Source organism: Bacillus sp. J41TS8, assembly GCF_018333035.1.
Taxonomy (GTDB): Bacteria; Bacillota; Bacilli; order Bacillales; family Bacillaceae; genus Bacillus; species Bacillus paralicheniformis.
Genome location: NZ_BORF01000009.1, coordinates 145827 through 159776, shown reverse-complemented (window position 1 = coordinate 159776; position 13950 = coordinate 145827). Strand labels below are relative to the sequence as shown.

Genomic DNA, 13950 nt, shown 5'->3' with positions numbered 1-13950 from the left:
CCCCTCCCCTTTCTTACTGTGCCACCGCTTCTTTTGATGAAGCAGCCGCAGACGGTTCAATCTTTTGCTTCGTACCGGCTTCAAACGCGTACATCAGCGCTTCTTCATCGGACAAGCCGGCTTCTTTTTGCTCTTTAATCCGCTCTATCATTTGCTTGAAGTCTTTCGGAATCACTTTCACAAACCGGCCGACGGCCTCTTCCCAATGATCAAGTATCGAAGCTGCTTTTGAGCTTTCAGTATATCTGTAATGGTTTTCGATCATCGTTTTCAGTTCGGCGATTTCCTCAGGTGCTTCAAGTGTTTCAAATTCGATCATTTCAGGATTGCATTTCCGTTTAAAGGCTTTTTTGTCTTCGGTGTACACGTAGGCGATTCCGCCTGACATGCCCGCGGCAAAGTTTTTGCCGACGTCGCCGAGAATAGCGACGCGTCCGCCGGTCATGTATTCGCAGCCATGGTCGCCGATGCCTTCAACGACAACGCTGACTCCGCTGTTTCTGACGGCAAACCGTTCGCCGGCGAGTCCGTTAATATAAGCTTCTCCGCTTGTAGCACCGTAGAACGCAACATTTCCGACAATAACATTTTCACGGAATGCAGGGTTGAATTCATCAGGCGCTTTGACGGCGATTTTTCCGCCTGAAAGACCTTTGCCGATATAATCATTGGCATCCCCTGTCAAATACATTGTCATTCCTTTTGGTACGAACGCGCCAAAGCTTTGCCCCGCTGAACCTGTGAATCTGAGCGTAATCGTATCTTCAGGGAGGCCTTCTTCGCCGTAGCGCTTAGAAATTTCACTTCCGGTTATGGCTCCTGTTACACGGTTGATGTTGCGGATTTCAAAGGATGCTTCCGCAGACGTGCCGTTTTCAACAGCTGACTGGACGGCGGGTAGAATTTGCGTAATATCAAGTGATTCATCGATTTTGTGGTTTTGCGGCGTACGGAATGTGCGTGCGCCTTCCGGCTGATATAGCAGGTTTGATAAATCGAGCTGACCCGCTTTCCAATGTGCTTTCGCCCGTTCGCTGACACGAAGGACATCCGTGCGGCCCACCATTTCATCAACTGTTCTGAAACCGAGCCGGGCCATCAATTCGCGAACTTCCTCTGCGACAAAGAGCATGTAATTCACGATATGATCCGGATCGCCCATGAACTTTTTGCGCAGCTCAGGGTTTTGCGTCGCTACCCCGACAGGGCACGTATCCAAATGACAGGCTCTCATCATAACGCAGCCGAGAACAACGAGCGGCGCTGTGGCAAAACCGAATTCTTCGGCTCCTAAAAGCGCAGCCATGACAACGTCTCTGCCGGTCATTAATTTGCCGTCTGTTTCCAATACGACGCGTTCGCGCAAACCGTTCATCATCAGTGTTTGATGAGCTTCTGCGAGTCCAAGCTCCCACGGAAGGCCGGTATGCTTAATGCTTGTTTTCGGTGAGGCTCCAGTGCCCCCGTCATAGCCGCTGATGACGATGACATCGGCAGTCGCTTTGGCGACTCCGGCTGCAATCGTGCCGACCCCGGCTTTAGCGACAAGCTTTACACTGATCCGTGCATCGCGGTTGGCGTTTTTCAAATCGTGGATCAACTGCGCCAAATCTTCAATCGAGTAGATGTCGTGGTGCGGCGGCGGTGAAATCAAGCCGACCCCAGGCGTAGATCCGCGTACATTAGCAACCCATGGATACACTTTGTTGCCAGGAAGCTGTCCGCCTTCTCCAGGTTTTGCACCCTGAGCCATCTTAATTTGCAGCTCATCGGCATTGACGAGATAATGGCTCTTCACACCGAAACGGCCTGAAGCGATTTGCTTGATCGCGCTGCGGCGGTTATCGCCATTTGCGTCAGGCGTAAAGCGCGCCGGATCTTCTCCGCCTTCCCCGCTGTTGCTTTTTCCGCCGAGACGGTTCATTGCAATCGCCAGCGCTTCATGGGCTTCCTTGCTTAAAGAGCCGAATGACATCGCCCCTGTTTTAAAGCGGCGCACAATCGATTCAGCGGATTCGACCTCTTCAAGCGGCAGCGGCTTCCGGTTTTCATCAAATGAGAAGAGATTGCGGAGAAAACCGATTCTTTCTTCATCAGCTGCTTTCGAATATTGTTTAAACAGGCTGTAATCACCTTTGCGGCATGCCCATTGCAGCGTGTGAATCGTTTTCGGGTTAAAAGCGTGGTGCTCCCCGCCTTTTCTCCATTGAAAATCGCTTCCCGAATCAAGCGTTTCGCTGAATGTATCTTCATACGCTTCCCTGTGGCGGCGCTTCGCTTCTTCGGCAATCGTATCCAGACCGATTCCGCCGAGCTGTGATGCCGTTCCTGTGAAATAGCTGTCTATGACGTCTTTGCTGATCCCAACCGCTTCAAAAATCTGTGCGCCCCTGTAGCTTTGAACAGTGGAAATACCCATTTTGGACATCACTTTTACGACGCCCTCTGTCACGCTTTTGCTGTATTTTGTAACGGCCTCTTCATAGCTGATGGAAAGTGCTCCGTCTTCAATCGCCTGCTTGTATGTCGCATACGTGAGGTACGGATGAATGGCATCCGCTCCGTAGCCGATCAAGGCGGCAAAATGGTGAACTTCGCGCGCTTCACCGGATTGGGCGATAATGCTGACTTTCGTACGTTTTCCCGCGCGGACTAAATACTGATGCAAGGCACTGACGGCTAGCAGCGCAGGAATCGGCGCTTTCTGACCGTCCATTTTGCGGTCGGATAAAATAAGGAGAGTCACGCCTTCGGCGATCGCTCTGTCCACTTCTTTAAACATATCTTCGAGGCCGCTCTTCAAGTCGTCTGTAAAGAGCGTATGAATCGTCTTGCTTTTGAAATCCTTATGCACAAGTCCTTTTAAAGAATTGAACTGTGCGTTTGTCAAGACCGGTGTATACAATTTAATCCGGCGGCAGCTGCTTTCATTCGGATGGAGAATATCGCCTTCCGCTCCGAGCCATGTCAATGTCGAAGTGACGATCTGCTCACGGATTGCATCAATCGGCGGATTTGTAACTTGTGCAAACAGCTGTTTAAAATAGTTGAACAGCGATTGCGGACGGTCTGACAACACCGCCAGCGGGACATCGTGGCCCATTGAACCGAGCGGGTCTTTGCCTTCTGTAATGACAGGAATTAAATATTTGTGAATATCTTCGTACGTAAAACCGAATGCTTTTTGGCGGGTCAATAGGTCAGGCACAGATTTTTCTTCGGTTTCCTCAATATCGTTTGAGACATGAACCAGTTCTTTACTGAGCCATTCCTGGTACGGAAACTCCCCGGCGATTTCGGATTTGACTTCTTCATCGGAGATAATCCGCCCTTCTTCAAGATCAACAAGAAGCATTTTCCCGGGATCCAGCCGGTCTTTATATAAGATGTTTTCCTGTTCGACATCAATCACGCCGACTTCGGAGGAAAAAATAAGGTAGTCGTCTTTAGTGACATAATAGCGAGCGGGTCTGAGCCCGTTCCGGTCTAAAATGGCTCCGATCTGTTTTCCGTTTGTAAATGAAATCGCAGTCGGGCCGTCCCATGGCTCCATTAAAGAGCTGTGATATTCGTAAAATGCCTTCTTTTCTTTTGACATGTACGGGTTCTCGTTCCACGGCTCCGGAATCAGCATCATTGCAGCATGGGCCGGATTCCTTCCAGCCAGAACAAAGAATTCAAAAGCGTTATCCAGGATCGAGGAGTCGCTTCCGTTTTCATCGAGGATTGGCAAAACCTTTGGCAAGTCTTCGCCGAACGCTTCGGAAACAAACTGCTGCTCCCTCGCTTTCATCCAGTTCATATTGCCGCGCAGCGTATTGATTTCCCCGTTGTGGATCAGATAGCGGTTCGGATGTGCCCTTTCCCAGCTCGGAAACGTGTTTGTGCTGAAACGGGAGTGAACCAATGCAAAAGCTGAGACGAAGTCCTCGTCCTGTAAATCTTCATAGAAAGCATCAACCTGCTCGGGTGTTAGAAGTCCTTTATATACGATGGTATTGCTAGAGAGGCTGACAAAATAGAACGTTTTGTCGTGTTCTTTCGCCCAATTTTCGGCCTGTTTGCGAATGATGTACAACTTCCGTTCGAATGCCAGATTGTCTTTCAGCGCTTCATTTGCTCCGATGAATACCTGGCGGACGATTGGCGCGCTTTTCTGTGCGACTGTTCCGATTTTTCCGACATTTACAGGTACAGTTCGCCAGCCGAGCACCGTCTGTCCTTCCTGTTTGATCAGCTCGTTAATGCGCGCTTCGGTTTTTTCGCGCCCGCTGTCATCCTTAGAAAAGAAGATCATCCCGACGCCGTAGCGTCCTTTTTCAGGCAAGTTGAAACCGGCGCAGACTTTTTTGAAAAAAGCATCCGGAATCTGCATCATGATGCCTGCTCCGTCTCCGGTATGCGGGTCACTGCCCTGACCGCCCCGGTGGTCTAATTGGCAAAGCATTTGTAATCCTTTTTTGACAATATCATGAGTAGGAAGGCCCTTCAAATGAGCGTAAAGGCCGATTCCGCATGCATCATGTTCAAATTCAGGACGGTAGAGACCTTGTGCCTTTGGTAGTTGATTATAAGTCATTGTTCCTCTCCCCCGTTCATTTTTCCCGTTTGTCCCCGGTCATAAAATCTTACAAACTCTAATCCTATTGTAGGTTTTCAAATCTATACAAACAATATATAATTTAGATTAAAACTATCTCATTTTGAGATGAGCAGGTGAAACAACGATGGAATTACGCCAATTGCATTATTTTATGGAAGTTGCAGAAAGAGAGCACGTATCGGAAGCGGCCATGCACCTTCATGTCGCTCAGTCGGCGATCAGCAGGCAGATCGCCAATCTCGAAGAAGAGCTCGGTGTTGATTTGTTTGAGCGCGAAGGCCGCAATGTGAAGCTGACTCCGATCGGGAGACAGTTTTTAGACCATATTAAAACAGCGATGAAAGCGATCGATTTCGCGAAGGAACAAATCGATGAGTATTTGGACCCGAATCGCGGGACCGTTAAAATCGGTTTCCCGACAAGCCTTGCGGGCCAGTTCCTCCCGACGGTTATTTCCGCTTTTAAAGAGGAGCATCCTCATGTCGCTTTTCTTTTAAGGCAGGGATCTTATAAATTTTTAATCGAAGCGGTGAAAAACAGGGATATCGATTTGGCTTTTCTCGGTCCTGTTCCGTCAAATATCACTGAGATTAAAGGGGACATTTTGTTTTCGGAAAGCCTTTTGGCACTCGTGCCGATCAATCATCCCCTATCAGGCCAGCAAAGCCTTCATCTCGGCGATCTCAGAAATGATCAGTATGTGCTGTTTCCAGACGGATACATCCTTCGAAAAATGGCTGTTGATGCATGCAAGCAAGTAGGATATACGCCTAAAATTTCCTCAGAGGGCGAAGATTTGGATGCGATCAAAGGGCTGGTTTCTGCTGATATGGGTGTGACGCTTTTGCCGGAAAGCGCCTTTAATGAAACGGCTCCCCGTTTTACAAAGAAGATCCCGATTGATTATCCTCAAGTAAAGCGCACAGTCGGAATCATCACCCCTAAAAACAGGGAGCTTTCCCCTTCTGCAAAAGTCTTTTATCAGTTCGTAAAGAAGTTTTTTTCTCGCCTTCAGCAATACCAATAGCCAGTATGACAACGAATTCAGCCGGGCGCAAAAGCTTGGCTGTTTTCATTTTATCATAAACAATGATTAATGTCTGAATTTTCTGTCCATTTATTCTCTGCGCATCTCTTCTATTGTAAAAAGCACATCTTATATATGTATGTTTATCCCCTTTTTTTATGCTGATTTTTCATACTGACGCCAGTTTTTTCTGTCTGGAAACGGACTCGCCTGCACTGGCTGCAGCCTGGAACCGGCCTTTGACTCGTCAAAACCGCTGAAGTGAATGACATATTCCGTCAGCCGGATCGCGCCGTCACAAAGGACCGAAAAGGCGATCATATCGCCGCTCCCGTGATGAAGTTTTAAAAAAAGCCGCCATTCAGGCGGCTTATCGTTTCATTTTATTCCTTACTTTTTCGGCATATCGGCATGGATTAAATAATGAATCAACGCTTTTTGCTCTTGTTCGGAAAAGCCGCTTTTGGCGTCGATCCAGAATTCATGCCCTTTGCCGGTTACCCTTACCGCTTTTAAGTCGGGCGATTCCGAATTGCTTTTGACGACCTGCTGTCTTAAATCTCTGTCGATCATCGCCAGCAAACTGTTATAAGGATCCGCCTGCTTACCTTTTATGACCGTCTTTGGTAAGCCTGTCTCTTTTAATGAGCTTCCCACTGCAACCCCTCCGTCGTGCAAATAAGGAGCGCGCCAGTAAACGCCGATCAGACTCGGCACTTTGTACCCGCCTTTGGAATCTCCCTGCGCCCAGGAAAGCTTGATCTGTTCGGGGTCAAACCCGGCTGTCGGGACTTTCAGGATCTTCGGTTTGCGCGGCAGAGGCACCGGTGTGTCAGGCGAATGAATAAGGCTTTTCCCGAATATGTTTTCCGTTTTCTTAAAAGACCGGGCCCTTGTCGGCTCGGTTCCGATTTTTTCAACCGAGATGACCTTGTTGTTCGTCAAATACCGGCCGGCATGACAGGATATGCAGCCCGCTTGTTCAAAAACACGCCTGCCGCGCCTGACGGTTTGGCTGTCGGTTTTTTGCCGCGGATCAGGAGGTCTAAGTGTATTTTGCCAGGCGGATACAGCGTTGTTTTCTTCATTCACTTTTCGTCCGGGTGAGCTCACAAGTACGCCGTCGGGCGCCGCCAATGTGATGTTAGGATAGTTTGGCGGCTTGACCATTTGGTTGACGCCCGGTACTCCGGGAGTGGGATCGGCTTTTTTGAAAAACGCAGTCGGACTTTCCTTTTTTTTCGGCTGATACCTGTATGTTGAGACGGGAGCCCTTTGCAGGATCGTCCCGATATAAACATCTTCGCTCATGCCGAAAAGCGCCCGGCTTGCCGGGGCTTGCGAGAGGCTGTCCGAATTTTGCGCATGAACATTATTGCTGAACACAGTCAAGCCTTTAAAAGGACCGGCCATTGCCGAACCGCTCCAGCTGTACGGATGGTCGCCCAATGTATAGGCATCCGGAATCTGCGTGGGATTGCTTTTCATATCGATCGTCGAGTCGAAAAAACCTCTCGGCCACTTCAGGAAAATGCGATCGACCGCATCTTCGAGGCGGTCCGGATCGGGAAGGCGTTCTTTTTTGCCGTTTCTGGCAGTGATCACAGGGCTTTTATCATTCATAAATTGTTGAATATTATCAATTTCGGCATGTGTAAAATAAGCCGCTGAATTTGTCGCCAGCGCCAGCATCAGCCCTGTATTTAAATCAGAGTTTGTCACGCCTTCCATCACCTTCATCGTTTTCGGATCGACTGCGGCGTGGCAGGCCGCACAGCTGATGCCGGCTTTGATTTTTCCGTCAGCGTATTTGAAAGGCATGCCGAGCGGTGCGTATGCCCCTTTTGGAACATCAATGCCGGTGTCGATCTTCTCGCCTTTTTTAAAGATTTTCCCGCCGACCTTAACCGTTTCAGCTAATTCGATGCGCAAGTTCGTCGTCCCTTTCCCTTTCAATCCGGCAATGGCTTTCGTCATGTTGGCTGCTGTAATGGGACCGTCAAGGAGTCCGATGATATCTGTCAAAAACACTTCGTTGCCGAAAGTTTCCTTATAAAATGTCTCCCGTCCCAAGTCGAGAAGGCGGTCATCAACCTTTACAGCTCCCTCCTCTGCGGAGGCGGGCTTGTCCGGTGTAAATGCTCCCCATAGATCGTATCCGTGCACTCGTTTTTCTTTTGAGATGACTTTTTCTTTAGGAGGCATATATACATATTCCGGTTCAAGATGTCTGACCGTGATATAGCCAATTACGGCTAAAGCCGCGATGATAGCAAATGCGGCTAACCATTTATGCTTTTTCATCATTGACCCACCTTTCTAATTGAATAGGATTCCCCAGAGCTGCCGTGAATCATTTAGAACGTATTACCAGCTATAACTTCCGGCGTCCCATGCCAGAATATGCATATGATGGGATTAAAGGAATGAGGCCATTTTGAAAAAGCTAAGCATTGTTCTTGCCATTTTTATATGTGCGCTAATTTCATTTATTATATGGCTGAATGCCGGGAATGAAAAATTGGGACTCCCGGATGAAGAAGCAGAGGCCGTCAAATCCTCCAAAAAACCGGTCATTGTCCTTATCATCGACTCTTTGATGGATCAGCCTTTGAAAAAAGCGATTCAAGCAGGCCGCGCCCCGGCATTAAAATTCTTTCTTGAAAACGGTCATTATGAACCTGAAGTGGTAAACGCGTATCCGACCATGTCGGTTTCGATTGACAGCACCCTGCTCACCGGAACTTATCCGAATATCCACCGCGTTCCCGGGCTCGTCTGGTATAATCAGGATGAACAGAGAATTGTGAATTACGGGAGCGATAAAAAAGAAATCGCGACACTCGGCATCAAACAAACGATCGAAGACGGGATATTTTCTCTTAATCACCGCCATTTAAGCCGAAAGGTGACAACGGTCCATGATGATTTGCAAGTGCGAGGAAAACAGTCGGCATCCATCAACGGGCTCATATACAGAGGGCCTGACCGCCACGAATTAAATATCCCGCCCCCGCTCAAAAAGCTTAAATTGATGCCTGAACATATGACGGTAAACGGGCCGGCTCTTTTTTCGTTCGGCCGCTTTGCCCAGCTCGATCCCAATAACTCCTACCATCATATTTGGCAAGGTTATGGCGTTAACGACAAGTTCACAGCACAGGAAGTGGCCTATTTAATTAAAAAGAGGAAGCTTCCTGCGCTGACTGTCGCCTACTTGCCCGATTTTGACCATGATGCACACAAAAAAGGCCCGAAGGATATGAAAGGCCTCGAAAAAATGGACCAGCAGCTGCAGTGTATATTGAATGCATATGATTCTTGGCGCGATGCGGCCGAAAAAGCGGTATGGGTCGTCATGGGTGATGGCGGGCAGACAGCGATCGGACGCGATAAAGACAAGGCCGCCATCCGGCTTCATTCGCTTTTTAAAGGATACCGGATCGCTAAAATAAACGAAGCCCACGATCGAAACGCCCAGCTTCTTTTTGCAGTAAACGACAGAATGGCATACATTTATGTCACGGATCGAAACATGCCGCTGCAAGGTGCCGTCAATGAATTGAAAAAAGACGAACGGATCGCTTTCACAGCGTGGAAAAAAAGCGGCTGGATATATGTTGATTCGAAGCGTTCTTTAAAACCGCTTCGGTTTCGTCCAAAAGGCGGCTATCAAGATCCTTACGGGCAGTCATGGACGATCAGCGGAGATTTTTCTTTATTGGACATTAAAGCAGACGGCGTCTCGATCCAATACGGCGATTACCCGGATGCTCTTGCCCGCCTGTACAGCGCCATGCATTCGCATCGCGGACAGTTTGTGATCGCCGACGCGAAACCCGGGTTCCAATTTGCCGGCGAAAAGTCTCCCCTCCATTTTGGCGGAGGCGGCCATGGCTCACTTTATAAAACGGATAGCTTGGCTCCGATGATCATCGTCGGTTCGGAAAAAGTTCCGGAACATCTTCGCCACCTTGAAATGAAAGATTTTTTTATGAAGCTCGTACAATGACCCGGTCATGTCATCAATGATCGGGTTTTTTCTTTTTTATAAGTTTCTTCTTTGACAATCTTTTGTTGTTCTATGTATGATAATACCGTGTTTTAGTTTATTTACTTAATTAATTAAAATGGAGAAGCAGGTGCTTTTTATGAAACAAGATAAAGTCAGCCGCAAGACCGTTGTGCAGTTGATCGAAGCTTTCAACCGGCTGCGGTATGCGGAAATGAAGCAGTCTTTTCCTGCAGTTGAATGGAAAAAGACTGAGGCAAAAGCGCTGATGCTTTTAAATGAAGCAAGCGGTGAAGGCAAAATGGCATCCGAAATCAGCCGCGCTCTGCATGTCACCTCCCCTTTCGTCACGCAGATGTTGAACAGAATGGAAAAAAAAGGGCTCGTTTTTCGGCGCATGGATGAGGATGACAGGAGGATCGTCCGGATTTTTTTAACCGATGAAGGAAAAAAAGCGGCGGACGATGCGCTTAAAGGGCTGAACCGGTGGTTCCTGCAGCTCACTCGGTTTCTGGGCGAGGATGAAAGCAGGCAGTTCGCCGATTTGATTCATAAGTTATCCGAGTTTATCGAACACGGAGAAAAAACAAGTGAAAAGAAGGTTGAAAAATGATCTCACTCTTAAAATATTTAAAGCCTTATAAGCTGCAAGTGATTCTTGTCGCTGTTTTTACTTTGCTGAGCAGTGTGCTTGAGCTTTATTTGCCGACGTTAATGGCAGATGTCGTTGATGTCGGAATCGTGAACGGCGACATGCCATTCATATTGAGAACCGGAGGCTGGATGATCGCCTGCTCCCTTCTGGCCATCATCATGACTGTCGGAAAAGCGTTTTTCGCTTCGAAAACAGCCCTCGGCTTTGGAAGGGATATCAGGCGCAAGCTGTTTGTCAAAGTTGAACACTATTCAATGGATGAATTCGGAAAAATCGGTTCTGCTTCTCTCATTACCCGTACCACAAATGATGTCAAGCAAGTCCAGGATGTACTCAACATGATGCTTTCATTGATGACAAGAGCGCCGTTAATGCTGGTCGGCGGTATTGTGCTTGCCGTGTCCAGAGATGCCAAGCTGTCGATTATATTTCTGGCCGCTCTCCCGATCCTTGCGGGGCTGATTTTTCTCATTACAAGAAAAGCTGTTCCCTTATTCGGCGTTCTTCAAAAAAAGACGGATCGTCTCAACCTTGTTCTCAGGGAAGGTTTGACTGGAGTTCGCGTCGTTCGCGCCTTTAACCGAGTTGATCAAGAAAAAGCCCGTTTTCAAAAGGCAAACGAAGAGTTTCGCGATACAGGCATCGCCGTCAACAGAATCATGGCTTTTCTATTCCCTGTCATGATGATTATGATGAATTTCACGAACATCGCGATTATCTGGTTCGGAGGCATCCGCATCGATCAAGGCAGCATGCAGGTCGGGAACTTAATGGCTTTCCTTCAATATGCATCCATGATTCTAATCGCGCTGATCATGCTTGCGATGACATTCGTGATGATCCCAAGGGCTCAGGCATCTGCCGACCGCATTAACGAAGTGCTGTTAACAGTGCCTTCGATTACCGATCCGAAAGAGCCGCAGAAAGACAGCGGCTTGCGCGGTTATGTGGAATTTCAAGATGTGACTTTTCGTTATGCCGGAGCTGAAAAGCCCGTTCTCGAAAATATTACGTTCAAGGCAAAACCGGGTGAAACGACTGCGATCATCGGCAGCACAGGGGCCGGAAAAACGACGATTCTTCAATTGATCCCGAGATTTTTCGATATTGAAAAAGGGTCTGTGCTTGTCAACGGAACAGATGTCAGAAAGATGGCGCAAAAGGAGCTTCGCGCGAAAATCGGCTATGTCCCGCAAAAAGCTTCAATATTCAGCGGGACGATCAAGGACAATATCCGATTTGGCAAAGAAGATGCAACAGATGAAGAAATTTTGGAAGCACTTGAAACGGCACAGGCTTCCGAGTTTGTGGAAGGCAAGGAAAATGGAATTGAATCTGATATCGAGCAGGCCGGAGCCAACCTTTCAGGCGGCCAGAAACAGCGGCTTTCCATCGCCCGGGCATTGGTCAGAAAACCGGAAATTTATTTATTTGACGACAGCTTTTCGGCGCTTGATTACAAAACGGATCAAAAGCTGAGAAAAGCGCTTCAGAAAACCACCGCTGATGCCGCCGTCATTATTGTTGCCCAAAGGGTAAGCACGATTACAGATGCGGACCAAATCATCGTATTAAATGAAGGAAAAATAGCCGGTATCGGCACCCATCAACAATTGCTTGCTGAAAATGGAATTTACCAGGAAATTGTGGCATCACAGCAGGCCGAGGAGGAAAGCGCATGAGCCAACAACAAAAGCATCACGGCTCGATACCAAAAGGAATGCACGAGACAAAACCGAAAGAATTTAAAAAGACCCTCTTGAGATTGGCCCGCTATTTAAAACCGCGGACCTTCCAGCTGGTGCTCGTTGTCTGTGCTGCAATATTGGCGACGTTGTTTAATGTCATCAGTCCAAAACTTCTCGGAGATGCGACCTCTTCCCTTTTCGCAAGCTTTACAGAAGGCACCGGTGTTCAATTCGGCTTTCTCGGCCGGATCACGATGATCCTGGCAGGACTGTATCTGCTTTCTGCTTTCTTTACGTTCTTGCAGCAATACCTGATGGCCGGCGTAGCCCAGAAAACGATATACGAAATGCGCCAGGAAGTGAATGAAAAGCTGACGCGGCTCCCTTTAAAGTACTATGACAAGCATTCGCATGGCGATACGCTCAGCCGCGCCGTCAATGATATTGACAATATTAATACGTCACTGCAGCAGGCGCTGACGCAAATGATTACGTCTGTCATTACGATAGTCGGAATCATCGTCATGATGCTCCTGATCAGCCCTGTGCTGACGCTCGTCGTCTTCATCACGGTTCCGCTCAGCATGCTCGCTGTCCGATTTATCGCCTCATTTTCGCAGAAACACTTCGGCACGCAGCAGAAAGAACTCGGCGACATCAACGGACACGTTGAAGAGATGTTTACAGGGCACCAGGAAGTAAAGGCATTCGGTCATGAAGAAAAAGCGATTCAGCAATTCGATGAAGTGAATGAGCGTCTTTACCAGTCAGGCTGGAAAGCGCAGTTTATTTCAGGTCTGATGATGCCGATCATGACATTCATCGGCAACCTCGGCTATGTGTTTGTCAGCATAACCGGCGGTATTTTCGTTCTTAACGGCACCCTCTTAATCGGAGGCGTGCAGGCTTTTATCCAATACACGCAGCAATTTTCCCAGCCGCTCGTTCAAGCTGCCGGAATCGCGAATACAATCCAATCGGCAATCGCATCCGCCGAAAGGGTGTTCAGTCTTTTAGACGAAGACGAGGAAACCGAGGAAACGCCGGCTTCCATCGATACCGGCGCATTAAAAGGCGATGTATCGTTTGAACGTGTCGCCTTCGGCTATGATAAAAACGTTCCGGTCATCCGCGATTTAAGCCTCCATGCCAAAGAAGGCCAGACAATTGCGATCGTCGGACCGACTGGTGCAGGAAAAACGACGATCATCAATTTGCTGATGCGGTTTTATGAATTAAACAAAGGCAGCATCAAGGTCGGCGGCACTGACATCAGCGAACTGTCGCGCGAACAGGCCAGAAGCATGTTTGCGATGGTTTTGCAGGACACATGGCTGTTCAACGGCACCATCCGCGAAAACATCGCCTACGGACGTGATGGCGCAACAGATGAAGACATCATCAGGGCGGCAAAAGCCGCCTATGCCGACGATTTTATCCGTACCTTGCCGGACGGCTATGATACGGTACTGGGCGAAGATGCCCAAAACATCTCGCAAGGGCAGCGGCAGCTCCTCACGATCGCGAGAGCCATTTTAGCCGATCCGAAGATTTTAATATTGGATGAAGCGACTAGCAGTGTCGACACCCGGACGGAAATGAATATTCAAAAAGCGATGAACAAACTGATGGCTAACCGCACGAGTTTTGTCATCGCCCACCGTCTTTCTACCATTAAAGATGCCGACCTGATTCTTGTGATGAAAAACGGAGATATTATTGAAAAAGGCAGCCATGAAGAGCTTCTCCGCGAGAACGGTTTTTACGCCGATTTGTATAACAGCCAGTTCTCCCGGGAAGAAGCCGTAAGCTGAAAGATCGAGGCCGTACCTGATCAGGTGCGGCCTCGTTTTTTTCATCCATCTCTGAGCTGATGTTCCCGGTGTTGTGAGCATACCTCGCCTTTTTTCCTTTTTTAGATCCGATACTTTCGGCCAATTGACAATTTTTTCATGATATGTCCGT

At 48.3% G+C, this 13950-nt stretch carries 8 protein-coding genes; 5 read left to right on the top strand and 3 right to left on the bottom strand.

The genetic code is table 11. The features are described from left to right. Positions 1-13: 13 nt before the first annotated feature. The gene (gene gltB / locus KI350_RS13930; protein WP_025811349.1) at positions 14-4579 is read right to left on the bottom strand and encodes a glutamate synthase large subunit; all 4566 of its coding nucleotides are present in this window, start codon (positions 4577-4579) and stop codon (positions 14-16) included. A 148-nt stretch (positions 4580-4727) separates the two neighbouring features. Between gltB and gltC the strand changes: the two genes are divergently transcribed. Beyond that, positions 4728-5630 carry a glutamate biosynthesis transcriptional regulator GltC gene (gene gltC, locus KI350_RS13925; RefSeq protein WP_025811348.1) on the top strand — a complete coding sequence of 301 codons (903 nt, stop codon included), beginning with the start codon at positions 4728-4730 and terminating at the stop codon, positions 5628-5630. Positions 5631-5786: 156 nt separating this feature from the next. Here the strand turns inward: gltC and KI350_RS13920 are convergent, their stop codons facing one another. Continuing rightward, positions 5787-5951, bottom strand: a complete 165-nt coding sequence (locus KI350_RS13920) for a hypothetical protein (protein WP_023855739.1) — start codon at positions 5949-5951, stop codon at positions 5787-5789. Between the two features lie 69 nt (positions 5952-6020). Further along, positions 6021-7937: a di-heme oxidoredictase family protein gene (locus KI350_RS13915; RefSeq protein WP_033155100.1), complete on the bottom strand. Its 1917-nt coding sequence runs from the start codon at positions 7935-7937 to the stop codon at positions 6021-6023. A 130-nt stretch (positions 7938-8067) separates the two neighbouring features. Here KI350_RS13915 and KI350_RS13910 point away from each other — a divergent pair, with 130 nt between their 5' ends. The 4 genes from KI350_RS13910 to KI350_RS13895 all read left to right on the top strand — a co-directional run bounded on the left by KI350_RS13910 (position 8068) and on the right by KI350_RS13895 (position 13799). Further along, on the top strand, positions 8068-9642 hold the full coding sequence (locus KI350_RS13910; protein ID WP_025811347.1) for an alkaline phosphatase family protein: 1575 nt from the start codon (positions 8068-8070) through the stop codon (positions 9640-9642). Positions 9643-9781: 139 nt separating this feature from the next. After that, the gene (locus KI350_RS13905; protein WP_025811346.1) at positions 9782-10255 is read left to right on the top strand and encodes a MarR family winged helix-turn-helix transcriptional regulator; all 474 of its coding nucleotides are present in this window, start codon (positions 9782-9784) and stop codon (positions 10253-10255) included. After that, complete coding sequence (locus KI350_RS13900; protein WP_025811345.1) at positions 10252-11979, top strand: ABC transporter ATP-binding protein; 1728 nt, start codon at positions 10252-10254, stop codon at positions 11977-11979. Before KI350_RS13905 ends, KI350_RS13900 begins: the two co-directional genes overlap by 4 nt. After that, a complete protein-coding gene (locus KI350_RS13895; RefSeq protein ID WP_020451727.1) occupies positions 11976-13799 on the top strand; it encodes an ABC transporter ATP-binding protein in 1824 nt (607 codons plus the stop codon). Before KI350_RS13900 ends, KI350_RS13895 begins: the two co-directional genes overlap by 4 nt. The last annotated feature ends 151 nt before the right edge of the window (positions 13800-13950 follow it).

Bases quoted from the DNA above. Each gene is read 5' to 3' on its own strand.
- KI350_RS13915 (WP_033155100.1), bottom strand. From the start codon at position 7,937: ATGATGAAAAAGCATAAATGGTTAGCCGCATTTGCTATCATCGCGGCT.
- gltC (WP_025811348.1), top strand. From the start codon at position 4,728: ATGGAATTACGCCAATTGCATTATTTTATGGAAGTTGCAGAAAGAGAG.
- KI350_RS13900 (WP_025811345.1), top strand. From the start codon at position 10,252: ATGATCTCACTCTTAAAATATTTAAAGCCTTATAAGCTGCAAGTGATT.
- KI350_RS13905 (WP_025811346.1), top strand. From the start codon at position 9,782: ATGAAACAAGATAAAGTCAGCCGCAAGACCGTTGTGCAGTTGATCGAA.
- KI350_RS13920 (WP_023855739.1), bottom strand. From the start codon at position 5,951: ATGATCGCCTTTTCGGTCCTTTGTGACGGCGCGATCCGGCTGACGGAA.
- KI350_RS13895 (WP_020451727.1), top strand. From the start codon at position 11,976: ATGAGCCAACAACAAAAGCATCACGGCTCGATACCAAAAGGAATGCAC.
- gltB (WP_025811349.1), bottom strand. From the start codon at position 4,579: ATGACTTATAATCAACTACCAAAGGCACAAGGTCTCTACCGTCCTGAA.